Source organism: Photobacterium lipolyticum (assembly GCF_003026475.1).
Taxonomy (GTDB): Bacteria; Pseudomonadota; Gammaproteobacteria; order Enterobacterales; family Vibrionaceae; genus Photobacterium; species Photobacterium lipolyticum.
Window position 1 is genome coordinate 164211 of the sequence record NZ_PYMC01000001.1, and the last position, 23220, is coordinate 187430.

Consider the following 23220-nt stretch of genomic DNA (forward strand, 5'->3'; position numbering starts at 1 on the left):
TAAATCCCTCGCTTACTCTGTCACCTTAATGGCCTGCGTCAGAAAAATCTGACGAGTGTTTTTGTAGGTATTTCAATACCAAGGCTTGACTGTCATGATCGAAGTTAACAAACGCTTGCATTCCGTCGTACATACCAGGCCAGGTATTGGCGTCAAAGTGATTTTCAGCCGGTTGGGTATGGCACACACTACAGTTGGTATTGTAAGCAGATTTCGCTTCATCCCAGATGACTTGAACATCATCAATTAATGAATCTTTCGACATCCAGAGCTTCACCGTTACACGCTGCCAAGGAAGCCCCGTCAGTTCGTCTTCTTTTTGTTCAAATTGTTCTACCAGGCTATCATTCTGGGCAGTCTCTTTACTCAACGCCGCAGTTGAAATATTAAAACCAAAGTCTTCATTAATTACCCGCCCGAATCCTTTCATTTTGCGCCAGCCGGCTAGCTCGACCTGTATCGCCTTCTCGGTGACGGCTGCAACCTTAATCGCAGAAGCGGGATTCAACAGGCCGCCATCAACGGTTAACGCTTCGTCTTCATATATCGGCAAATGACGCACGCTGTAATAGGTTTCTCCGGCGCTAAAGCTTGTACTGGAAGATTGCTGAACCAATTGGGAAATCATTCCACCGGAACTTTCCATATCGGCGGGTAGCTGGTGAGCAATGCCTTTATGACAGTCAATACAGCTCTGATCACGCTCGGCGGCCTGCTTCATCTGTACATTGGCAAGGCTCGACATCTCTTCCCAATTCAAACTGTCGTAATCGTGGCAATTCTTGCATTCCAGCGATTTATTCGACGAAAACCGCTTCCACTCATGCTGTGCCAGCTCTAAACGTTTTTCCAGAAACTTTTCGCGGGTATTAATGGTGCCAAAAATAGAACCAAAAACTTCTTTGCTGGCTTGCATTTTGCGCGCAATTTTATCGGTCCAGTTATGGGGAACATGGCAGTCCGGACAAGTCGCCCTAACCCCCGAACGATTCGACCAATGCACCGTTGATTGCAGCTCTTCATAGACGTTGTCGCGCATTTCATGACAACCAATACAAAATTTTTCGGTGTTGGTCATTTCCAGGGCAGTGTTAAATCCACCCCAGAAAAGCACTCCGGCAATAAAGCCACCCAGGGTTAATACGCCCAAACTAATATGCACTGCAGGACGCCAAAAGGTAGCCCACAGCTTTTTTATCAAACTCATCATAATAACCTACCTGTTTTCATTGGCCGTGATTTTGATTTAGCCGTGACCAGGAGGACCGAGAAAGAAAACCTGGATTGCCCAGATAAGAAAACCGTAGCCACCAACTAATGCAACTGCAAGAATAGGGAACAGGCAGACGGCGATAAATAAGAAGGAGCCCCACTCATATTTAGCTCGTTCTTTTTCTTCTACCGCATCAGAGTTTCTCATTGCTGACATCCTATTACTGTTATCCCCCTTAAAACCTAAAGGGGCTGCCATGCCTGACAGTATAGTTAAACGCCAGAATTGTTTTAAAAAACTATCGTCGCAAAAATAAGAAAGGAGCCTTTCGGCTCCTTTCTCTGATACTAAATAGACAATCGATTTATTATAGTGATGCGTTGTACATTGTCTGGCTCTGTTTATATAACTCTAAACGCTGTTCGAATTTTACAAAACGTTGCGTATTTGTGTTTTCCAATTTACCAATGGCTTCTTGCTCCGCCTTCACAGCCGCTCTGAATTCTCCGCATGCCGCGTAGGCCGCTGCCAGATTATCATAGTCACCAGCATCTCCGGTTCCGCTACGACTCAACACTTGCTTTGCCAATTTTAGTGCCCGCTGACCATCACGCACACGTGCATCAGAACAGGTCGCATACAACCAAACTAAGTTACGCTTCGATTCCAATGAGCCGCCATTTGCTGCTTCATTGAACCATTTAATTGCATTCGCGCAGTCAACCTGACCAGAAGCACCCGAAGCATAATACCCCCCGAGTTCAACCATTGCAGGCACTGAACCTTCTTCAGCCGCTTTTGTATACCACTCTACTGCCTGTGAAGAATCTTTTGGCAACACCTGACCGGCTTTGAACAAGTCACCAATCATTGTTTTCACTTCTGGCATATCAACGGCAGCTTTTTGCAACCAGTACAAGCCTTTCAAGGTGTCCGATTTTAAGCCGTTAGAGCCTTCAAGATATGCACGCCCAAGAAACAGTTGCATGTTTGTATCACCCTGCTCTGCTTCCAGTTCAACGTATTTAAGTGTAGAAAGCAGGTGATTGGCCGGGGAGGTCGTCACTGAAGCGGTGGCAGTAGAAATACTGTACCCCGTAACAGCCAAGCCAAATACGGCACTGAGGGTGAATTTTTTCAGAGTCATAACAGCTTGCATAAAAAGGTCTCTTTCAAAAGGGGGCTAACTGGTGTTGGAATAGAATTTATATAAGCGGCGATTAAAAAACAACCAGAAAGATATAGGCAGATATGACTGACTTCGCTGACAAAACGCGTTATTTATAGTTTGGTCAGGATGTTATCGCAGATGAAAGTGTGTAGCACATTCTTAATAATGAGAGGTAGATCTAGCTTAGTATCGTTATACTGGCATATGTCAACTGACCTATTACTGAACAAACTATCAACAATCGCCTCATGCTCGTGACGAAAAGCCGACAAACTCTCAAGGTTCATCGGCTTTGATTTTATATGGCAGAAAAATATTAGAAAGGTTTGTAGTACTCTTCACCACCATGTACAGACTGATCTTCATGCATAGATTCTGCATCTAAATCGATATCTAAATCAATTTGATTCGGTAGATCTACCGAAGCATTACACGCCAATACAACGTCATACGTACCCTCAGGGACATATTTCATTGAATATTTATTATCGATGACCTTGGCAGTCTTCACTGGCGCATTTATAGAACCTAAATCACCATAACCGGAACCGTCTGTGTGATAAAGATATACATAAGCATTATCTGAAGTGTCGCATGTTGCTGGATCAACATCCCCGTAAATGACACCCGCCAGTGAATTGTCGACTAAACTCAATCCTTGATTTTTCATGTAATAAACATTTTCAATTAACTGCAACATGCTTCTGAGATCAAATGACATTGTATAAGTTGTTGGCACATCAATATTAATATTTAAACCATCAAAAGTCAGTTCATCAGCAATTTCCATCTTGTGTTTATCAACTAAGTTACCGATATGACAATATGGCGTATCATAAAAGTCACCGTAGCTTCCTTGAAGAATAGAGAGTGACATACTGGTATATTCTCCAGCCGTAACCAACTGATCTGTCAGCAACTGAACAATATCGATACCTGTCAAATCATGAAGATCTATCACAATAAACTTAGGATAGCCGTCACTATCAATAGGAATTTCGGAATCCGCCGGTATGCATTGCTGAGAATTATTATTAATGCCCTCAGGATCATTCATACTTCTTGTTGTCCACTCTGTAACCGTTCCCGCTAAATCTGTCACGCTGATAGCATCAATTGCAATACAAGCCTGTAATTCATCTTGATCTGGGACTTCTGTCGGCGGTACTACCACATCAACAGATATTGGCACCGGATCAGATACCAAACCCGGCTCACCTGTATCTGAGCTTGAAAGTGTTAAATCTAGTTCCGTATCTCCAGAAGAGCCGCCACATCCTGCCACCACAAACATGGTGAGCACCATTAAAATTATTTTTTTCATGTCATCACCCCTACGACAATGTGAAAATAGTCATGTTGGATGGCCGAATCCAACACTAAAATTTTAGGAGCTAATCAGAGCGCCAAATATTTATCGAAGGTGTTATTAACTATTGAGAAAGGGATCTTACTCTCAAGACAAAATTGTCCGAGTTATGCTGACATATCTTTAGGTTACGCCAGGCCGTAAATAAAAAAGGCCAGTCGATCCGTTTTAACGAAATCATACTGGCCTTGATTGTAAATTACCGCGTTAACAGATAATCATATTGAACAGATTGGGATTATGCAGGATCCAATTCTAGCATTTCCTGAATATTGAGTTGAGGCTTAACCTCTTGACCAAATCCACGCAGACCCACCACATGTACGTGTTCGCGATCTTTAAAGATCTTACGTACCAGCTTGTAGGTGGTGCCTTTTTCAGGACTGATATTTTCTGGTGCCGCAATCAATAACTGCATATCAAGACGATCACACAACTCGAATAAGGTGGCGATTGATTTGCCATCCAGGCGGGCCGCTTCATCAAGGAACAGCAGACGACATGGGATGATGTCTTTACCACGCAGACGACGAGATTCTTCTTCCCAGCTCTGTATTACCATCAGCAGGATTGCCTGACCGGTACCGATCGCTTCACCTGTTGATAATGCGCCCGATTCTGCTTGTAGCCAACCGTCTGTACCGCGGTTAACTTCAATGCTCAGTTCCAAATAGCTACGGTAATCCAATAGCTCTTCACCCATGATCTGTGGTGAGCGCTGGCCCATTTCGATATGCGGATTCAGGCGCTGGAACAGCTTCGCAATGGCTTCAGAGAACGTCAGGCGGTTATTACCGAACAAATCCTGATGCTGATCTTGCTGTTCAGCCAGACCTGTCAGTAATGATTCGTGGGTATCCCGTACCTTCACGTTCAGTCGCACACCATTGACCTGACCAAAGCCAATATTTTGCAAGCCCTGGTTCAGCATCCGAATGCGGTTCTGTTCACGCTGGATTGTTTTACGAATGATATTAGCGACAGAATCAGAGCTGATTGCCAGACGCTGTTCACGCGCTGTCAGTTCTTCAGTCAGACGAGCCAGTTCCACTTCCATCTCTTCGATTGCTTCAACCGGATCATCGGTACGAATAATATCATGACGGATCCGTTCGCGAAGGTGCTGATACACTGCGATATAGAATAGTACTTTTCGCTCCGGACGAGACACATCTTCTGATGCACGTAATGCATCCCGCAGATCTTCGTTATTAGCAACAGCAAGACGCAGAGCACCCAGTGATTTATCTGACAGCGAACGCAGTTCATCGGCAGACATATACGCCATTTCACGGCGGTGCAAGCGGCGTTCAACATCACTTTCGCGCGCCAGACGCAGTACTGCACACCAGCCCGCTTTGGCATTCACCACCAGCTTACGGATATCCTGGTAATCTTTACCGACTTTGCGCAGGCGCTTCATCAAGCCTTTCATTTCAAGCTCGATGGATGTGAGCGCTTTTTCCAGCTGGCTACGACGAGCACGTGAGCTATGCAGGCGCTCAGTCAGTTCATCTCGACGTACACGTGCCCGCTCTTCTGCTTCGAGATCGGCACGAACACCCAGCTCTAGCAGTTCACGTTCAAATTCCTGAACCGTTTCCTGTTTTGCCTGGTGCGAACTCTTCAGGGATGCAAATAGCTGGTTGTACTGGTTCGCCTGAGCACGCGCTTGTTTCAGGCTTTCACGGCAGCGTGTACGTTCACGTTCTGCTGCAACTAATTTCGCTTTCAGCTGTTCATTCAGCTCTGAGCTCTTATTGAGCAACTCAACAGAATCGGCGTAACCGAAGTGGTGACGACGCTCAACCAAATCAGCAACCGCAAACATCTGGGTTTTCAGTCGTTGAAGGGCGCTATCCGCTTCAACATAATTTGCTTGCAGGGCATCAAATTGCTCAGGATCGGCATCTAGGGCAGAGACCAGACCTTCTAGCTCAGTAATTGCCTTACCGTGACGGTCAAGATAATTACGCGCTTCATCAAGGTGCGACAACTGTTGCTCAACGTCGGCGAAACGTTCGGTTAAGGTCTCATCTTCCAGCAGGTTAACGACCGGATTCAGTTTACCCAATAATGCTAAACCTTCACGTGCAGCGACAAGTTGGCTACGTTGCTGCTGCTCTTTGGCATCCACATCGGTCAGTTGGCGTACAACCTGATTACGCTGGTCACGAGCGACTTTCAGCTGCGCTTCAGGATCGGCATTGAAGGCCACGCCCATATGGGTTGCCACAAAGCTATTGAAGCTCTGGTACAGGCGCTGCAGTTTTTGCGAATCAAATGCGGCTTTTGCATGATTTTCGACAACTTGCTCACGTTCGTCACGCAGCTGTTCCAGACGTTGCTCACGGGCAGCACGGCCAAACAGCGGCACTTTAGGAAAACGCGAATAACGTAACTGGCGATCATTAAGATGAACGCATACCGCGCCATCCAACTCGTCGACATCAAAACCACTGTCATCAAATGAATCGACATCACCTTCGATGATATACAGATCATCCGGGCAATCATCCAGGGCGCTCAATTTCTCTTTGATGCCTTTCAGATCGGGAACGACGATGGCGTGACGTGACGGGCCATACATCGCACTAAAATACGGCGCATCTGCCAGAGTAATATCATCATAGATTTCTGAAAGCAGGCTGCCACCTAAGGTCTCAGCCAGTCCACTCAGACGTGAATCATCACTGCCACCCGGCTGTGCAAGGCGTTCAATGCTCTCTTCAAGCTGCTGTTTACGCGCAGCCAGCTGGTCACGGTTTGCTGACGCTGTACGCTCTTTATCCAGCGTCACCTGCATGGCGTTCATCACGGCCTGGCTATCGAACAACTCTAATTCAGACTGTTCCGCCAGCTTTTCTAATGCGTCAGATGCGGTGAACCATGCCGGTGCCGTCGCTTCCAGCGTTTTGATCTGTGCAGCCAACGTTTGCTCATGACGGCGCAGGTCGCTGCGTTGTTCAACCAGCAGATCCTGTTCTTGCTCCAGGCTTTCCAGCGTCGCTTCGTGACGCGCCTGCTCTTCAACCAGCGCCAGCTCACTGTCAATTGCCGTGGCAAAACGCTTGTTATAGGTTGCAGCCAGTTCTGTTGCCTGGCGTTGATTGTGAACACTACGCTCAAGATCGCGATACTGTGCCTTGAGCTGCTCACCACGTTCAGCAACGGTACTAAGCTGACGGGCACGGGCAATCAGTTCGCGCGCTTTGTTACCCGCCGTCGCACGATCAATCACACCGGCGATCGTGGTCACAATCTGCAGGCCTTTATCAAACTGCTGCGCCGCAGCTGATGACATATCTAACTTATGTTTCAGTGCCAGCAATGCGGTTGTTTGTAACTCTTGCTGCTGCTTCAATTGAGAAAGCACTGCGGGTGCGTTATCAGCAAGAAGCTCATCATCACCTGAAAGCTGACGGGCTTTTTCAAGCGCCTGAACAGCCTGCTGATACTGCAGTGCCCGTGTTTGCTGCATATCCAGCGCTTGCTGATAATCAGCCAGCTGGGTTTTCAGGCTATCAACTTCTTCTTCCGTCAGCTGTGCCTGTTCTTCCGTCATCGCAAGTTGTTCAGCAGCTTCTTCCACCACCATTACTTGCTCTTCAAGACGTTCTGTCAGCTCTTCAAGATCTTCTTTATAACGCTCGATCTTTTCTTGCTGACGAACTGCCGTTTGCACGAGTTGCAGATGATCAGAAGCCGCCTGATGATCCTGCTCCAGCGCCCCTTCGCGCTCTGTCAGCTCATCAAGTTCGCCGGTCATATTGATCAGCGATTTTTGCTGATCGTCTAAGATCTGGCGTGAACCTAATAGTTCGCCCCGCAGACTAAGTGTTTTTTCCAGCTTCTGACGACGCTCGTTGGCATGGCGCATATAATCTGCTGCCACGTAATTGGTCGCTTCGGTGATCAGGTGCTTAAACAGATCACGGTCGCTTTGTGTCAGCTTAATTGCTTCCAGCGTCATACGGTTTTCACGCAATGCCGCTTCCATATCCTGAAAGGCTTTCTTAACACCGGTATTCTGTGGCAACAGGTAGTCACGTAGGGAGCGGGTAATGGCACTGGAAATCCCCCCGTAAAGTGACGCTTCAATCAAACGGTAGAACTTAGAGCGATCCTGGCTGTTACGTAGCTTCTTCGGTAATACACCGAACTCAAACATTTGGACATGGTAATCGGTTACCGAGCTAAATGCTTTGAACTGCACACCTTCATGTTCGCTAACGATTTCTTTTACTTCGTTAATTTGGCGAACACGAGCCTGGTTTTCAGACAAGGTTTCAACCAACAACTCGGTTGGCTTAATATGTGATGGTAAGCCTTGAATGATAAACGGCTTAATATCGACTTTTTTGTCGCGACCAGCCACTTGCTGCAATTTCACTGCAAAAACAATGCGCTGCTTTTTCGAGTTAACCACATCAAGGGCCGCATAACATGCGCCGGGTTTCAATTTACCGTGCAGGCCTTTATCACGTGAAGCATTCGAACTACCCGCTTCCGTGGTATTACGGAAGTGAAGCAGGCTCTGATCGGGGATCAGGGTGGTAATAAATGCTGCCATGGTAGTGGATTTACCCGCACCATTACCGCCGGATAAAGTGGTTACCAGATTATCAATATCAAAAGTACGGGCAAAAAAACCGTTCCAGTTGACCATTGTGAGCGATTGATACTTACCGCGTTCCATTAGGCTTCGCCCTCCAGTCCTGCGTACTCGGTTTCTAATTCTTGTTGTTCTGTACCATCTAGCAAGCTTGACTGGCTTGGCTCTTGCTGGTGAACAACGGCTTCACCATCACGGATCAGACGCAGCTGAGCTTCACGGACATCATCGCCGGTACGTACATCAGCACCAAAACGGAATACCGCCTCACTGATCCGGAATTTACCATTTTCACCAATTGGGATGATCATGCCGATACGACGAAGGCGACGGAGTGAGGTTTTCACTTTGTCGTACAGTTTTTCGCGATCTAAGTCAGAACCACTCGCACGGTTAGTCACCAGCTTCATCAGCTTGTTCTCATCAGCCAGTGCCAGTAACTCTTCGAACATCTCCTGATTGGTAAAAATCCCTTCATGGGCCAGGCGCTCAGGGCTGAGGTAAAGGAAACACAGCACTTTACCCACCAGCATGTCAATTTCAGACAGAACCGAGCGGCTGATTAGTGAGGTTGAACGCGGACGCAGATATAAAAAACCTTCTGGCGCGCGTACCAGTTCCGCATTGTAGCGGCGGTAGAACATACCCAGCTCTTGTTCAAATTCAATCAACAAAGCATGGTTGTCTAAATCTTCGCTGGAAATATGGCGTCCAGAACGAAGCGCATTATCCAGCGCCGGAAAAAGTGGGTTAGCAATTGCTTTTGCCAACTTTTCAGGCATGAATTCTTCAATATTTATCGATGACATTGGCTTGTACCTTGGCTCCGTATTCATTAATCGCTTCCCAATCAGGCTGAATCGCATTGAAATCCGATTCTGAGTAACCGAGTCGTACTGCCTGATCAATCACAATTCGCGCTAAATCAAAATGTTGCGCGTATGGGTGTTGAGCCAAATAATCTTTCAGAAGCAGACTCAAATTAATGGCTGCACCTGTCGCTTTATGGGCTTGTAGCATCTCGGCAACCTGTTCGGCAAGCTGATCATTGACGAGGCTGAGTTCTTCAAATTCCATCTCTTCCGGCACGATACCCATGACCTCATCATCACGTAATATCAAGGCTTCATCACGCATATCCAGTAAGCGATCTGCATCGGCATAGGTCAGTAACCACGGATCATCGAAATAGTCGGTCACAGACTGACGTAAACGCTGACTGAAGGCCCGGTTTTTATCCATGTCGATCGCGGTTCGAATAAATTTATGCACATGACGGTCATAACCAATCCACAAATCAATCGCTTGCTGACCCCAGTTAATGATGCGATCTAACTTCATCTGCAGAATGAAGATCATTCCATCAATGAAATCTAACTCCGGGTTACCCTGCACTTCTTCCTGGATCGCCAGTAACTGACTCTGCAATTGATCACCTGCAGCCTGCAAAGTATCTTGCAGTTCTCGCAGCGTACTGGACGTTTCGTTCAGCAGGCTTTCACAACTGGTAATCGCCGCACGCCAGTCCTGGTTTAACAGCTCAGCAATATCGGTTTTCACTTGTTGCTGTTGTTCATCCATGGTGCGCTGGTTTAAATCGATTCGATCGAAAATTTCAGCAACCGAATACTTCAGTACTGCGAAAACGTCCTGGCGCCAATGTTTTTCATCACCGCCCTCTTTTGCTGCCTGAGCCGCTTTGTTAATTTCATCGGCCACCATGGCTAACTGGATCGACAATTTCAGCGTCGAATATTCGCGCTGGCGGATGTAGTAATCGGTAATGCCCAAGGCAAGCGGGCTCAGACGGTAAATACTGGCACCGTCAGTAACTTCACTGGTAAAACGCGTAATTAGGCGCTGGCGTACCAGTTCATTTATGGCGTTATTGGCACGAAAGGCCAGGGTTTCCTTCGACTGATCGAACATATCGCTCACGATGCGGAACGCATCAACCAGCTCGCTTTCCCCTAATTCTTCATCAAAGCGATCGCCGCTTAATACCGCAATCGCCAACAAGAACGCCAGCCGCTCGGTTGGTAGGTTAAGCGCAAAGTCATGTTGCTTAACCCAGTTAACCAACTCAGGAACGGTCTGGGATACTTCACTCATCCGTTGTCCTTATTGCTGTCATATCATTTTCTTAATAAGGCTTCTGGGCATACACGTGAATGTAGCGGCCAAGAGACAAATAGGGTTCCTGACGACAAAGCTGCTGCTCCATCTCAAGAACTTGTTCAAAACTGTAATCACCGACCATATGGTTTTGCATATAGTCGTGAAAGGTACGTACGCCCGTTTTGCCTAAAATCGTTAACCCTGATTTTTCTAGACAACTATACACCTCTTCAGGCTTGATACCTTGCTGCGGCTGTAATTTAAAACGCTTCCGATGAGGCATTCCTTCTTCGATGTGCGTCAAATTTCCACAAACAAGATTTTTAAATAACAAGCCGTTGTAGTTATAAAACATGACTGAGATAACCCCGCCAGGTTTTACTTGTTCTAGTAACGCCTCAAGCGCAGCGATTGGATCTGCCAACCATTCCATGACGGCATGAAATAGCACCAGGTCAACAGGCTGTTCAAGATGCTCGCCTATCTGTTGCACCGGACAATGAACCAGACGATATTGCTCAAGCAGATCCTTTTTAGCAATTTCTTGCTCTGCTAATTTCAGCATTTCACCAGAAAGATCACATAAAGTGACGTGATGACCTCGCTGGGCGATTTTTTGTGACAATTGCCCAATCCCACCGCCGGCATCCAAGATGCGTAGCGGTGTTGCTTCATTGAGCACAGCAAGAATCTGCTCTATGTCTTGCCAGACGACTGTCTGGCGGATCTGCCCTTTGGCAGTTCCATAAATGTTTTTCGCAAATTTTTGCGATAAATCATCAAAATTTCGATCTTCAATCACGTCTGCTTTACGCTATGATGGCGATTCTAAAAATGAGGCTTATTTTCTCACAAGCGTTAAAGGAATAAAGGCTTGTGATGCTTTTTCAAGCTCAACTGCTGAAATTTCGGACTACATTGCATGTTTGAACTAAAAAAAATGATATCTGCTTTACTCATGCCCTTGCCCGCGATGCTCATTCTCGGGTTCATCGGGCTATTGGTATTATGGTTTACCCGACGAAAAGCTCTCGCATCCTGTTTTATTGCTTTTGCTTTTTTGGGTATCTTCCTGGTGTCCTTCCAGCCGGTTACTACCAGTCTGCTAAGGCCGCTGGAGCGTGAACACCAACCATTTGTTCCGTCTTCAACCCCCGTCAACTACATCATGGTACTCGGTAGTGGCCATGTTATCGATAAGGCGATGCCGATCACATCGGAACTTTCCCGCACGGCCTTAATGCGTCTGGCCGAGGGGATACGGATCTATCGTTTATTCCCGGACTCAAAGCTCATCCTGTCTGGCTATGGCGGCGGTACCGGGATAAGCCAGGCTCGAATGATGGCAAAAGCCGCACTCGCGTTAGGGGTCAACAAAACGGATATTTTACTGCTGGAAACAGCTCGTGATACCTGGGAAGAAGCCTTCCAGGCGGCATCGGTTGTTGGCAGTAAGAAAATGGTGCTTGTCACCTCTGCCAGCCATATGTCGCGCGCATTATACGAATTTAAACAGGCAGGTTTGAATCCAACCCCTGCACCAACCAATTTCCTAGCGAGCAATAAGATTAAGCAACCGTGGGTTAGATACGCGCCAAAAGCACAATATCTCGAACAAACAGAACGTTACTGGCATGAGACCATGGGGCAATGGTGGCAACAGCTGCGTAATATGGCATCGAGTACAGAAAAAAGAGAAGCCGACCAACACTCCACTGACAGTCCGGCTGAAATGTTATTGGATGAAGCAGAGATACAGACGCCTTAGCTCAGCTTTAAAGCAAAAGCAGCCAGCTCTTTCCATGACAGAAATAAAAAAGGCCATCCGTTCGGATGGCCTTTTTTATCTGTCACCTAACCGAGTAATGCCCTGACTTTTTCAAGATCTTCCGGCGTATCGACACCTGCTGGCGGCGCATCAATAGCGACATCAACATGGATTTTTTCACCGTACCAAAGTACACGAAGCTGCTCTAACGCTTCAATTTTTTCCAGTGCACTTGGCTCCCAGTTAATATAGGTATTAATAAAGCCGGCCCGGTACGCATAGATCCCAATATGACGCATCAGATTATGATGAATTTCTTGTGGTTGTTTGGCGTAGTTATCACGGTCCCAGGGGATCGATGCACGACTGAAATACAGCGCATACCCATCTTTATCCGTTACAACTTTCACCGCATTTGGGTTAAAGACTTCATCAGGTTGATCTATCTCAACGGCCAGTGTCGCCATTGGCGCACTGTTATTAGCAAGGTTATCAGCCACCTGACGAATGATCGTATCAGGGATCAACGGTTCATCACCCTGCACGTTAACCACGATGTGGTCATCAGCCAATTGATACTTCGCGACAACTTCAGCCAAACGCTCGGTACCGGACTCATGGTCGGCACGGGTCAGACACACTTCACCACCGAAACCTTTCACCGCATCAACAATGCGCTGATCATCGGTTGCCACAATAACCTGGTCGGCACCGGCTTTGCTTGCTTGCTCATAAACCCACTGAATCATTGGCTTACCGCCAATATCAGCCAATGGTTTACCAGGCAAGCGGGTCGACTGATAACGAGCCGGAATGATAACCGTAAATGACATTATTTAACCTCGTCAGAACTTAGCGTACGAGCTTCTACTTCCAGCAACACAGGAATGCCATCCTTAATTGCATAAGCAAGGCGATCGAACTTGCAAACCAGTTCACTCTTATCTTTATCGTAGTTCAACTTGCCTTTACAAACTGGGCAGGCCACGATTTCAAGCAGACGATGATCCATACTCTTCCTTTACCTCAATAATCCGGTTAATAATGGCTTGCGCATCAAATTCGGGCAGCACTGCGTCTACAGGTAAATACCACCAATTTGATTGTGCGAAAGTGTGGCATTTCACCGCATCTTTCTCTGTCATTACTAAATGTTGCCCCTGCTGGGCCAATTGGTTTAATCCATTTTCTGAAAATGCCTGATGATCGGCAAAAGGCTGACAATGAACAGGGTTCACTCCCAGCTCATTCAATGTGTTGAAGAAACGTGGCGGATGGCCTATTCCGGCCATTGCAACAATATCTTCCAGCTCTGTTACGGCGCAACGCGCTCCGGTTTTCAGATTAATGAGCTGTGACGGCTTAAGTTGCATCGGTGCTTCACTGGCCTGAGCCTGGCCACCATTGCAAATCAGAAAATCAACGTCTGTTAATCTTGCACAGGTTTCACGTAGCGGCCCCAACGGGATCAGCTGCTGATTACCGAAGCGGCGCTGACCATCAATGACGACAATTTCAATGTCTCGCGCTAAGGCGTAATGCTGCAAACCATCATCGGTAATAATGACGTCGACATCATGTTCAAGCAGCATTTTTACCGCTTCAGCTCGCTTTGGCGAAACGGCAACAGGTGCCCCTGTTCTGCGGCTGATTAATACCGGCTCATCACCCGCAATATCGGTTGAGGTCTGTTCCGTTACGAAATATGGGTAATACGGTGCTTTTCCACCATAACCACGGGACACCACACCGGGTTTCAGCCCTTGGGCCTGCAATTGCTCCACCAGCCAGATAACAACCGGAGTTTTACCATTGCCACCTGCGGTAATATTGCCCACCACAACAATGGGCAGGGGGGCGCGATATGATGTTTTCTGACCGGATTGATACTGCATACGGCGTCGCTGACTGATCAAGCCAAACAGTTTACTTAGCGGCCACAATAGCGGCCACAACAACACAACTAATAGCAACAACAGCCCGCGAGGGTGGTGCTGGAACCAGATTTTTTCAATGAGCGTAGCCATTAGTCACCAAATTGAATGCGATGAAGTTGGGCGTAAGCACCATCATGTTCAATCAGTTCGGCGTGTGTACCACGTTCAATAATTTCACCGTCATCAACAACCAGAATTTGGTCGGCATTTTCAATCGTCGACAGACGGTGGGCAATCACCAGTACGGTACGATCTTTTTGCAGCTCATCCAGCGCCGACTGAATGGCACGCTCCGATTCAGTATCGAGTGCAGAAGTCGCCTCATCAAGGATCAACACAGGCGCGTTACGCAGTAACGCACGCGCAATCGCTAAACGCTGGCGCTGACCGCCAGAAAGACTGACACCATTTTCACCAATAACGGTATCAAGCCCTTTATCCATGTCTTTGATGAAGTCCATCGCGTAAGCCAGTTCAGCAGCCTTTTCAATATCAGCTTGGCTATACTTATCACCACTGGCATAGGCGATATTGTTGGCGATGGTATCGTTAAACAGATGAACATTTTGCGAGACAACCGCGACCTGATCACGCAGGTTCGACAGTTTATAGTCACAGACATCGTGACCGTCTAAGCAAAGCTCGCCAGAATCAATATCATAAAAACGGGTCAGCAAGTTGGCAATGGTACTTTTACCGGAACCGGAACGCCCGACTAGGGCTAGAGTCTTACCCGCAGGAAGTGTGAAGCTTATATTGCGCAATGCCGGTGTATCTTTGGTTGGGTAGGTAAAGGTGACATTTTTCGCTTCAATATCACCTTTCGCACGCTCAACCTGATACTTCCCGTTATCTTTTTCAGCGTCCAGATCCATCAGCTCAAACAGGGTCTGACAGGCCGCCATACCACGCTGGAATTGTGATGTGACGTTAGTAAGGGCTTTCAATGGACGCATTAAGCCAAACATAGCACCGAAAACAACCGCAAAAGTACCTGGGGTTAACTCTGCCCGCAAAGACTCTGAATTCGCTAATACAAGAACCACAACCAGCGCAAGCGATGCAATAAGCTGAATGATCGGATTGGCCGTCGCCTGAGCAGATACCAGCTTCATGGTCTGCTGGCGCATACGGTTGCTCACGGCATCAAAACGTGAACTCTCAACCTGCTGGCCACCATAACTTAATACAACTTTATGGCCCTTCAGCATTTGCTCGGCAGAGGATGTGACGGATCCCATTGCATCTTGCATATTTTTGGAAATTTTACGGAAACGCTTTGATACCACCCGAATGCTGATTGCAACAACAGGTGCAATAACCAGCAAGATGGCGGACAGCTGCCAGCTGTTCCAGAACATCAAAGCCATCAAACCGATGATTGACGCTCCTTCACGTACCATACTCACTAATGCACTACTGGTGGCAGCTGCAACTTGCTCTGAGTCATAGGTAATACGAGAAAGGAGCGCACCTGACGATTCTTTGTCAAAGAAGCTGACAGGCATTTTCATAAAATGGTTGAACAATTGGCGACGCAAATTCATCACCACATTGCCGGAGACCCAGGACAGGCAGTAAGTCGAAACAAAACCACTGAGACCACGCAGGAACATTAATCCAACTAAATAAAATGGCATCATGGTTAGGAAATCTGACTCTATCTGATCAAAGCCGCCAAAACTTTCATCAAGAAGCGGCTTTATCATCGAAAGCATCAGGGTATCACCCAGTGCATTAATAATAAGTGCAACGACCGCGACCGTTAAGCCGGCCTTATAAATGCTGATATATGGCCAGAGTCGCTTATATGTATCCAAGGTAGACTGTTCTGTAGATTGCGTCATGAAAACCAGTTTTTTTAAAAACAATTCCGCCTATTCTACTCCTAACCGGCGAATGCGCCAAATAAGTTAAAACATCTATGCTTGACCCGGCTAATTTTTGTACAGCCATTAATCATCTGTATTTACTCGGAATAAAATAAACGTCGATACCAGGAATCAGAAACATCTTGCCGGTATCGCTGAACATCAAGTTCACCACTATTAATTGTTATTGATACCTGCCCTGTTTGTGCGGTGTTTAGCCAGGTTGTTCCTTTTGCAAGAAACCGCTGCTTTACCTCTTCGGATGGTAGCTGCCAGGGATTATGTTTTGCGACGGAAACCAATGCATAATCAGGCGACATGCCCGCTAACCAGGTTTCCGTCGAGGAAGTCGTACTGCCATGATGAGGAACAAACATAATATCGGGCTTTAGATCTGGCGCCTGACGAGCCAGCAACAATTCAGATATTGCATCAATATCCCCGGTAAACAGCACTGTCGTCGGCATTGTTTGGCTGATTGCCTGATCGCTGACCTGGATCACACACGAATGTGGATTGGCAGCACGCGAGACCCTTTTCGGCGGCCAAAGCACGATAAAGTCTAAGCCTTCCCATTGCCACTGAGTATCTTTTATACAGGCAAGAAAACCATCTCGATAATCACTGCTTCTCTTCCAGCCCGGTTGTAACCGCTTTATCACTTGCCTCGCACCACCAGCGTGATCGCCATCAGCATGACTTAAAATAAGTCCGTCGAGTTGATAAATGCCTTTGTCACGCAATACAGGTTCTATGACAGCTGATGCAATACTGCCTTGTTCCCACCTCTCACCGGTATCATACAAGACAGCCTTATCATTACGTTCGATCAGTATCGCAAGACCGTGTCCGACATCAAGCATCTCTATCTTCCAGTCCGATGCTAATGTCTCCGGCACTGCAGACTGAACAAATAGCTCGGCGCGCCAGCTGGTAATAACCAGTATTACCGAAAGATGCAGCCACTTAAATGACCGCCATGGCAGGAACCATAACAGCAGCGATCCCACCATAATCCCCCAGATATATGGCAACCATCGTGATGATACTGCCCACCAGGTTCCTGCTGATAAATCAGCTAACCACATCACCGGGTAAAGCGTTAGATCGGCGAGTAGCCAGAATAGATTTGACAGCCCCGGCCACCATAATGTCGAGATAGCAGCTAACACCAGTGGTACCGTTAAGATGCTCACCCAGGGCACCGCAAAAAAATTAATAACCGGGGCAAAAAGAGAAACCCCGCCAAACCACTGCCACTGTAGCGGCAGCATAAAAACCAGCAATGCGCATTGCAGCAGGGCAAGCACCTTCACTTTGCTCCACCACAAGGCCCGTGTTTGTGCTGCCGATGGCTGAGTCCGCATACCGCTGAGATTAGCCAGATATAAAATCATCACGGCGGCGAACGACATCCAAAAACCTGCAGCATACGATCCCAATGGGTTTAGCACTAAACAACTTGCCAAGGCTACGATAAACACTTGCCAGCCAGCCCACTGTGCCCGAAACCGGATTAACACCATCACTATGCTACTCATCAGCAAGGCGCGCTGGGTCGGTAAACTAAACCCCGCCAGCCATGCATAGCCGAATGCACTCCATAAACCGCACCATAGCGGTAACCAGACGAAGCAATTGCGCTCTGGCAGCAGCGCTTTCACTTTACTTCCCAGCCCCCAGCCAAGCAGCATTGCCAGACCAATATGCAAACCAGAGATAGCCATCAGATGTGCTAACCCACTGTCGCGAAGGCGCAACCAGTCTTGCTCACCTAATGCATCCCTGACGCCAAACCCCAAAGCGATCAGATACGACATATGACGTTTATCAGCCAATACGACCATCGCCCGATCAAAAACTTGCTGCCTCAGGGTTCGTGAGTCATAGGAATGATCGACTTCACGGACATAAGCTGGTGTTAATTTATGACCTGATTTCACCGTACCCCGTCCATGAAATCCATGGCCGACATAGTACTGTTCGGCATCAAATCCGGCGCTATTTAAACGCCCGTAGGGACGGCGCAATTTCACCCTGAGTTGCCAGGTTTCACCCTGTTTCAATTCAGGAGCTTGCGGCCAGTCAAGGCGCACCCGCAGAGGGTAGAAAAAGGGGACTGGCTGCGTATTAAGCGATACAATAATGAAATCTATTTTTGTACTGGGGATCTTTTCATTTAAAAGGCTGCTAACCTGGCCAACTATGGTAATATTTCCGGGTTCAACAGGTATTGTTTTTACCGCAGCTGAATAGCTAATTGCTGACAAACCAGCCAAAAGAGCGCCAACAGTGGCCCAGATCAACAAACGGGTTCGCGAATAGTAAGAAACTACACCTGCTATCATCAGGGCTGTAATAAACCAAAAGAACCCTGGAATAAAGAGCCACCAATGAAGTGATAAAAGCCCCAAAGCAATACCAGCGGCTGCTTGATTCACCCCTGTATTGCCTTAGATACCGTAACTTTTAAAACCGTTAGTTTTAAAATCATTGCTTTCAAAAACCTTTGCTTTTAAGAACATATGTAACGATGCCAAGACTATTAATTAAACGTTTCTTGCCAAGCCATGAGCTTATAAAACGTCAGAAAGCCCTGAAGATATTTGGCAATGTACTGTATAACCCCAATTTGTGGTGCCTGAACCGCCGTTCGGCATCGGGGGCCTTTGCTGTCGGTCTGTTTATGGCATTTGTTCCTCTGCCCAGTCAAATGATCATGGCCGCAGGGCTGGCCGTTCTACTCGGTGTGAACCTGCCTTTGTCTGTCGCCTTGGTTTGGGTCAGTAACCCAATAACCATGCCCGTACTTTTCTATGGTGCCTATAAAGTGGGAGCCTGGTTGATGAATACGCCCCATCAGCCTTTTCACTTTGAACTGTCCTGGGAATTTCTACTGCACCAAATGAGCCAAATCGGTCCTCCTTTCCTGTTAGGCTGCTTTGTCAGCAGTATGCTGTTCGCGCTGTTGGGCTACTTTGGTATCCGAGGCCTATGGCGCTACTCTGTCGTTCGAAGCTGGAACAAGCGTAAATCCCGCTAATAGTATAAATACTTGTCTTATATAACCATATACAGCAAACGCTTCAGAACTCCTGAACTTGAAGTGAGAGTGAATTAACGACAATATTTTCAACATTCAACACGTATTCACCATTATCTTGGCACTACTCACATATCTCCCTTTCACAAAAAACGGAGCCAGAGGCTCCGTTTTTAGGTTTATTTCCGACAGTCGCCGCTATTTAGCACTCAACACCTGCGCAGGATGCAATGCACTGGCTCGTCTGGCCGGATACCAGGTTGCCAGTAAACTTAAGGCAATGGCCGTCATGGTGACAATGGCAACATCCTGAATCGCCAGCTCGGTCGGTAAAAAATCGACAAAATAGATATCACCTGACAGAAATTGATGGCCAATAAGACCTTCTAAACCTTGTATCAGGCGAGTCAGGTTTACCGCGACAAGTGAACCTATCGCCGAACCAATCAGGCTTCCTACAACACCAGATAAAATACCATGCCAGATAAAAATCGATTTCACTAAACCATCGCTTGCGCCCATCGTGCGTAAAATGGCGATATCCGGGGCACGATCTTTCACCGCCATCATCAGGGTCGATACAATATTAAAGCAGGCAACACCAATCACCAGCACCATGACCAGGTACATAATGGTCCGTACCATCTGGATATCACGATAAAGATAACCAAACTTTTGTGTCCAGCTTTTCAGATAGACATACACGGGTAAGGTAAAGCCAACTTCTTTCACTATATATTGGGCATCCAGCACTTTATCGACATTGATCGAAATTCCGGAAACACCCTCGCCCATCGATAGATATTGCTGGGCATCGTTTAACGGAACCAGCGCAAAATTATGATCAATCTGCCCGCCCAAGGCCAGCAAACCTGCGACTTGCAGCCGAATACGATGCGGTGCTTTAAGCTTCAGTGCCGGATCAGAATTCGGGATCATCGCCGTGATCCAATCGCCGACATCGATACCTAATTTATCCGCGACACCCTGACCAATAATGATCTGTTTTTTTCCCGCTGAAAGCTGCTGCCAGGCATTATCTTTCACATATTGAGGTAAAGCGCTGATCTGTATCTCAGACTGCGGATCCACCCCCCGTACTTCCACGGCTTTTAAGTTGCTGCCTTTTTCTAATAGAGCCGTAAACGAAATATACGGTGCCGCCCCCGTCACTCTAGGGTGCAGCCTGACGGTTTCCAGTACTGATTGCCATTCAGTAAAAGGCGGTTCCACCGCTTCCAGCTCGCCATGAGGGATCACCGCCAGCACCCGATTTTGCAGCTCACGCTCAAAACCGTTCATCGCAGATAATCCGATGATGATCACTGCGACGCCAACTGCGATACCCAAGGTGGAAGAGATCGAAATAAACGACACCAGTCTATTTCGTTGTTTGGCACGGCTAAAACGGCTGCCGATATAAAGCGATAACGGTCGGAACATCAGGCTACCTCTACCTGAACTAACTCACCATCTTGCATGTGCATGCAGCGATCAAGCTTAGCGGCTAATTCGTTATCATGAGTAACCACCAGAAAAGCCGTCCCCGACTCTTTATTGAGCTTACGCATCAGATCGTAAATCTCTAATGCCGTTTTATGGTCCAGGTTACCGGTCGGTTCATCGGCCAGCACGACCGATGGGTTATTAACTAACGCACGGGCAAAAGCCACTCGCTGACGCTCCCCGCCACTTAATTCAGAGGGCCGGTGTTCATAACGGTGGCTCAAGCCGACCAAATTAAGAATATCTTTGGCTTTCGCTTCTGCCTTATCAGTTGCAATACCGGCGATCAAAAGAGGCATCGCAACATTTTCCATTGCGCTGAAATCAGACAGCAGATGGTGAAACTGGTAAACAAAACCAAGTTCCTGATTACGGATCTTGGCCTGTTTATTGGCATTCATCGCATTCAGCTTCTGGCCTTTGAAAAACACATCCCCCCCGGTCGGTTCATCTAATGCACCAAGCAGGTGTAATAAGGTACTTTTACCAGAACCCGATGAACCAACAATCGCGACCAATTCACCGGCATCAATAGCAAAACCGACGCCTTTCAATACTTCGGTTTCAAGCTGGGCTTCACGGTACACTTTACGCAAACCATGACAAACTAATAACGAATTACTCATAACGCAGTGCCTCCGCAGGACAAACAGATGCCGCACGATAAGAAGGAAAAATAGTTGCTAATAAACTCAGAAAGATAGCGCCCAGAATAACAAGGATAACTTGTACAGGTTCAACGACCACAGGCAGTGAGCCTCCGACCATCAACAGTTGCACTCCCAGTACAGACAGAACGGAATTGAGGTTGAGTGCCAATATCGTACCTAGCAGGCCGCCGCTAATCGCACCGATAACACCGCTGCTTGCCCCCTGAACCATAAACACCGCCAGTATCTGGCGATTCGTCATACCTTGAGTTTTTAAGATGGCGACCTCGGCTTGTTTTTCCATTACCACCATGATCAAAGCGGAGATAATATTAAAGGCGGCGACACCGATAATCAGGCCCAGCATTAAGCCCATCATGTTCTTTTCCATTTTTACCGCCTGAAACAACTCACCACGCTGCTCTCGCCAGTCAGACCATACCCAATCATTCGGCATCGTCATTTTTGCCAGCTCAGTCACAGCAAAGGGATCATCTAAAAACAGCCGCCAGCCTGACATCTGATCCGCTTTAAACCTAAGGAGTTTTCCGGCATCGGTAATATTAGTCAGGATCAGTTGCTTATCGACATCGGAACCGGTATTAAATATCCCTTCCACCTGAAAATTGCGTTGGCTGGGAATCCGCCCTAATGGCGTATACTGACTGGCACTGGTTACCATCAGGCGAACCTTGTCACCGACCTTGACACCCAGTTGAACAGCTAATGCCTGACCGATCACGACCCGGTAGCTGCCTGGTGTCAGGTTCTCTAACTTACCCCGTGTCATATTAAATGCGACGGGCTCATAAAATTCCGGGGCAATCCCCATAAGGCTTCCGGCGGCTAATGATGAGGCACTTTGCAACACTGCCTCACCTCGGGTGATCGGGGTAACGCGTGTCACATGAGGCAGTTGTTCCAGTGACGGCGGAGGCGTACTCGAAATTATCATTCGGTGATCGGTTGGCGACTCAGTTTGAGAAACGGGTTGGGAGATCACTGCCTGCGGCAACACCCCCAAAATGCGCTCCTTCAATTGTTGTTCGAAACCATTCATGACAGACAGTACGGTTACCAGCGCTAATACGCCAATAGTAATGCCTGCCGTTGACATATAAGAGACAAAACGGCTGAAACGGTCACCGGAACGACCTCGCAGATAACGCAGACCGATAAAAAAAGATACTGGATGAAACATAGAATTGAGAAATCGTCCTTATGGGGATTAAAGCAAGAATACCTGTTGCAGGCAGTGATTACCATTCAGTGGCGCAAAAGTAATGCAAAAACAGTGAGTAAAATCTATACGGTCAGTTCCGTTTACTTGCTCGAACGCGATACCTAAGTGATAATCGAATAATAGTTAATTAATTATGAGTGCGACATGAATCAGGATGAGTATTTTTCAGTCAATACCGGGCTAACCATCAATGTCGAGCCACTCGGCGGTGACGAACACTTGCCCGATGAGCTTGATTTTATTAAGGAAATCCCGCCTCTGTTTCGTGTCGCCAGTGAGTGCAGTGGCCTGGAAGAGAGCGCAGATCGATCTCTCGCGGGATTTGGCAAAGATGAGAGTAAAGCCTTATTAGCGTATCTCGCTGCACAAAACAGTAAAATCAACTTGTTACTCTCTTTTGTGTTATCTCAACAGGATGATCCTGCTATTCGGTATACCACCGAAACTTTTGGAGCCAGTAAACTCACCTACCTCTCAGGTACGCCTTTTATTGTCGGCAACTCTGTTCGCGTTAAGCTATTTTTAGACCATCCTCCCGCAGCCATCTACTGCTATGCCGAGGTGAGCAACTGTGAAGCCAAAGATGACAAATTTGAAGTGACGCTGCGCTATAATCGGTTACAGGAAGAAGATCGGGATCTGCTGATCCGTGCTGCACTGAATATTCAACAAAAACTTCTGCGCCAACGCGCCCAACAGCGAACAGATGCATAATT

General features: G+C 47.3%; 20 protein-coding genes. 4 read left to right on the plus strand and 16 right to left on the minus strand.

What is annotated here, in order from left to right:
• Nucleotides 1-25 precede the first annotated feature (25 nt).
• The 8 genes from torC to cmoM form a co-directional block, all read right to left on the minus strand.
• On the minus strand, nucleotides 26-1210 hold the full coding sequence (gene torC / locus C9I89_RS00685) for a pentaheme c-type cytochrome TorC (protein WP_107281422.1): 1185 nt from the start codon (nucleotides 1208-1210) through the stop codon (nucleotides 26-28).
• Between the two features lie 36 nt (nucleotides 1211-1246).
• On the minus strand, nucleotides 1247-1420 hold the full coding sequence (locus tag C9I89_RS00690; RefSeq protein WP_107281423.1) for a periplasmic nitrate reductase, NapE protein: 174 nt from the start codon (nucleotides 1418-1420) through the stop codon (nucleotides 1247-1249).
• Nucleotides 1421-1580: 160 nt separating this feature from the next.
• Nucleotides 1581-2372: a tetratricopeptide repeat protein gene (locus C9I89_RS00695; RefSeq protein WP_107281424.1), complete on the minus strand. Its 792-nt coding sequence runs from the start codon at nucleotides 2370-2372 to the stop codon at nucleotides 1581-1583.
• Between the two features lie 328 nt (nucleotides 2373-2700).
• The gene (locus C9I89_RS00700; RefSeq protein ID WP_107281425.1) at nucleotides 2701-3708 is read right to left on the minus strand and encodes a hypothetical protein; all 1008 of its coding nucleotides are present in this window, start codon (nucleotides 3706-3708) and stop codon (nucleotides 2701-2703) included.
• A 283-nt stretch (nucleotides 3709-3991) separates the two neighbouring features.
• Nucleotides 3992-8452, minus strand: a complete 4461-nt coding sequence (gene mukB, locus C9I89_RS00705; protein ID WP_107281426.1) for a chromosome partition protein MukB — start codon at nucleotides 8450-8452, stop codon at nucleotides 3992-3994.
• On the minus strand, nucleotides 8452-9177 hold the full coding sequence (mukE, locus tag C9I89_RS00710) for a chromosome partition protein MukE (RefSeq protein WP_107281427.1): 726 nt from the start codon (nucleotides 9175-9177) through the stop codon (nucleotides 8452-8454). Before mukE ends, mukB begins: the two co-directional genes overlap by 1 nt.
• Nucleotides 9158-10480: a chromosome partition protein MukF gene (gene mukF, locus C9I89_RS00715; RefSeq protein ID WP_107281428.1), complete on the minus strand. Its 1323-nt coding sequence runs from the start codon at nucleotides 10478-10480 to the stop codon at nucleotides 9158-9160. The genes mukE and mukF overlap by 20 nt, the downstream gene beginning before the upstream one ends.
• Nucleotides 10481-10511: 31 nt before the next feature.
• A complete protein-coding gene (gene cmoM / locus C9I89_RS00720; protein ID WP_107281429.1) occupies nucleotides 10512-11288 on the minus strand; it encodes a tRNA uridine 5-oxyacetic acid(34) methyltransferase CmoM in 777 nt (258 codons plus the stop codon).
• Nucleotides 11289-11408: 120 nt separating this feature from the next.
• Between cmoM and elyC the strand changes: the two genes are divergently transcribed.
• Nucleotides 11409-12254, plus strand: a complete 846-nt coding sequence (gene elyC, locus C9I89_RS00725) for an envelope biogenesis factor ElyC (RefSeq protein ID WP_107281430.1) — start codon at nucleotides 11409-11411, stop codon at nucleotides 12252-12254.
• A gap of 86 nt (nucleotides 12255-12340) precedes the next feature.
• Here elyC and kdsB read toward each other — a convergent pair whose 3' ends face one another.
• From kdsB to C9I89_RS00750, 5 genes are all read right to left on the minus strand, one after another.
• Nucleotides 12341-13087, minus strand: a complete 747-nt coding sequence (gene kdsB, locus C9I89_RS00730) for a 3-deoxy-manno-octulosonate cytidylyltransferase (RefSeq protein WP_107281431.1) — start codon at nucleotides 13085-13087, stop codon at nucleotides 12341-12343.
• The gene (locus tag C9I89_RS00735) at nucleotides 13087-13266 is read right to left on the minus strand and encodes a Trm112 family protein (protein ID WP_107281432.1); all 180 of its coding nucleotides are present in this window, start codon (nucleotides 13264-13266) and stop codon (nucleotides 13087-13089) included. Before C9I89_RS00735 ends, kdsB begins: the two co-directional genes overlap by 1 nt.
• Nucleotides 13247-14281 carry a tetraacyldisaccharide 4'-kinase gene (gene lpxK / locus C9I89_RS00740; protein ID WP_107281433.1) on the minus strand — a complete coding sequence of 345 codons (1035 nt, stop codon included), beginning with the start codon at nucleotides 14279-14281 and terminating at the stop codon, nucleotides 13247-13249. The genes C9I89_RS00735 and lpxK overlap by 20 nt, the downstream gene beginning before the upstream one ends.
• Complete coding sequence (gene msbA, locus C9I89_RS00745) at nucleotides 14281-16038, minus strand: lipid A ABC transporter ATP-binding protein/permease MsbA (protein WP_107281829.1); 1758 nt, start codon at nucleotides 16036-16038, stop codon at nucleotides 14281-14283. Before msbA ends, lpxK begins: the two co-directional genes overlap by 1 nt.
• 122 nt (nucleotides 16039-16160) lie before the next feature.
• Nucleotides 16161-18503 (minus strand): DNA internalization-related competence protein ComEC/Rec2, encoded by a 2343-nt coding sequence (locus tag C9I89_RS00750; RefSeq protein WP_107281434.1) that lies wholly within the window; start codon nucleotides 18501-18503, stop codon nucleotides 16161-16163.
• Between the two features lie 92 nt (nucleotides 18504-18595).
• Between C9I89_RS00750 and C9I89_RS00755 the strand changes: the two genes are divergently transcribed.
• The gene (locus C9I89_RS00755) at nucleotides 18596-19105 is read left to right on the plus strand and encodes a DUF2062 domain-containing protein (RefSeq protein ID WP_107281435.1); all 510 of its coding nucleotides are present in this window, start codon (nucleotides 18596-18598) and stop codon (nucleotides 19103-19105) included.
• Between the two features lie 198 nt (nucleotides 19106-19303).
• Here C9I89_RS00755 and lolE read toward each other — a convergent pair whose 3' ends face one another.
• Genes lolE through lolC form a run of 3 tightly spaced genes read right to left on the minus strand, consistent with a single transcriptional unit; the run spans nucleotide 19304 to nucleotide 22462 of the window.
• Nucleotides 19304-20548: a lipoprotein-releasing ABC transporter permease subunit LolE gene (lolE, locus tag C9I89_RS00760; RefSeq protein ID WP_107281436.1), complete on the minus strand. Its 1245-nt coding sequence runs from the start codon at nucleotides 20546-20548 to the stop codon at nucleotides 19304-19306.
• Nucleotides 20548-21237 carry a lipoprotein-releasing ABC transporter ATP-binding protein LolD gene (gene lolD / locus C9I89_RS00765; protein ID WP_107281437.1) on the minus strand — a complete coding sequence of 230 codons (690 nt, stop codon included), beginning with the start codon at nucleotides 21235-21237 and terminating at the stop codon, nucleotides 20548-20550. Before lolD ends, lolE begins: the two co-directional genes overlap by 1 nt.
• The gene (lolC, locus tag C9I89_RS00770; RefSeq protein ID WP_107281438.1) at nucleotides 21230-22462 is read right to left on the minus strand and encodes a lipoprotein-releasing ABC transporter permease subunit LolC; all 1233 of its coding nucleotides are present in this window, start codon (nucleotides 22460-22462) and stop codon (nucleotides 21230-21232) included. The genes lolD and lolC overlap by 8 nt, the downstream gene beginning before the upstream one ends.
• Here lolC and C9I89_RS22375 point away from each other — a divergent pair.
• Nucleotides 22454-22609, plus strand: a complete 156-nt coding sequence (locus C9I89_RS22375; protein ID WP_170107591.1) for a hypothetical protein — start codon at nucleotides 22454-22456, stop codon at nucleotides 22607-22609. The two genes, lolC and C9I89_RS22375, sit on opposite strands and share 9 nt — an antisense overlap.
• A 39-nt stretch (nucleotides 22610-22648) precedes the next feature.
• Nucleotides 22649-23218 carry a PilZ domain-containing protein gene (locus C9I89_RS00775; RefSeq protein ID WP_107281439.1) on the plus strand — a complete coding sequence of 190 codons (570 nt, stop codon included), beginning with the start codon at nucleotides 22649-22651 and terminating at the stop codon, nucleotides 23216-23218.
• Nucleotides 23219-23220: the final 2 nt, after the last annotated feature.

Coding starts and splice junctions, on each gene's coding strand:
- torC (WP_107281422.1), bottom strand. CDS start 1,210: ATGATGAGTTTGATAAAAAAGCTGTGGGCTACCTTTTGGCGTCCTGCA.
- C9I89_RS00690 (WP_107281423.1), bottom strand. CDS start 1,420: ATGAGAAACTCTGATGCGGTAGAAGAAAAAGAACGAGCTAAATATGAG.
- C9I89_RS00695 (WP_107281424.1), bottom strand. CDS start 2,372: ATGCAAGCTGTTATGACTCTGAAAAAATTCACCCTCAGTGCCGTATTT.
- C9I89_RS00700 (WP_107281425.1), bottom strand. CDS start 3,708: ATGAAAAAAATAATTTTAATGGTGCTCACCATGTTTGTGGTGGCAGGA.
- mukB (WP_107281426.1), bottom strand. CDS start 8,452: ATGGAACGCGGTAAGTATCAATCGCTCACAATGGTCAACTGGAACGGT.
- mukE (WP_107281427.1), bottom strand. CDS start 9,177: ATGTCATCGATAAATATTGAAGAATTCATGCCTGAAAAGTTGGCAAAA.
- mukF (WP_107281428.1), bottom strand. CDS start 10,480: ATGAGTGAAGTATCCCAGACCGTTCCTGAGTTGGTTAACTGGGTTAAG.
- elyC (WP_107281430.1), top strand. CDS start 11,409: ATGTTTGAACTAAAAAAAATGATATCTGCTTTACTCATGCCCTTGCCC.
- kdsB (WP_107281431.1), bottom strand. CDS start 13,087: ATGTCATTTACGGTTATCATTCCGGCTCGTTATCAGTCGACCCGCTTG.
- C9I89_RS00735 (WP_107281432.1), bottom strand. CDS start 13,266: ATGGATCATCGTCTGCTTGAAATCGTGGCCTGCCCAGTTTGTAAAGGC.
- lpxK (WP_107281433.1), bottom strand. CDS start 14,281: ATGGCTACGCTCATTGAAAAAATCTGGTTCCAGCACCACCCTCGCGGG.
- msbA (WP_107281829.1), bottom strand. CDS start 16,038: ATGACGCAATCTACAGAACAGTCTACCTTGGATACATATAAGCGACTC.
- C9I89_RS00755 (WP_107281435.1), top strand. CDS start 18,596: ATGCCAAGACTATTAATTAAACGTTTCTTGCCAAGCCATGAGCTTATA.
- lolE (WP_107281436.1), bottom strand. CDS start 20,548: ATGTTCCGACCGTTATCGCTTTATATCGGCAGCCGTTTTAGCCGTGCC.
- lolD (WP_107281437.1), bottom strand. CDS start 21,237: ATGAGTAATTCGTTATTAGTTTGTCATGGTTTGCGTAAAGTGTACCGT.
- C9I89_RS22375 (WP_170107591.1), top strand. CDS start 22,454: ATGAAACATAGAATTGAGAAATCGTCCTTATGGGGATTAAAGCAAGAA.
- lolC (WP_107281438.1), bottom strand. CDS start 22,462: ATGTTTCATCCAGTATCTTTTTTTATCGGTCTGCGTTATCTGCGAGGT.
- C9I89_RS00775 (WP_107281439.1), top strand. CDS start 22,649: ATGAATCAGGATGAGTATTTTTCAGTCAATACCGGGCTAACCATCAAT.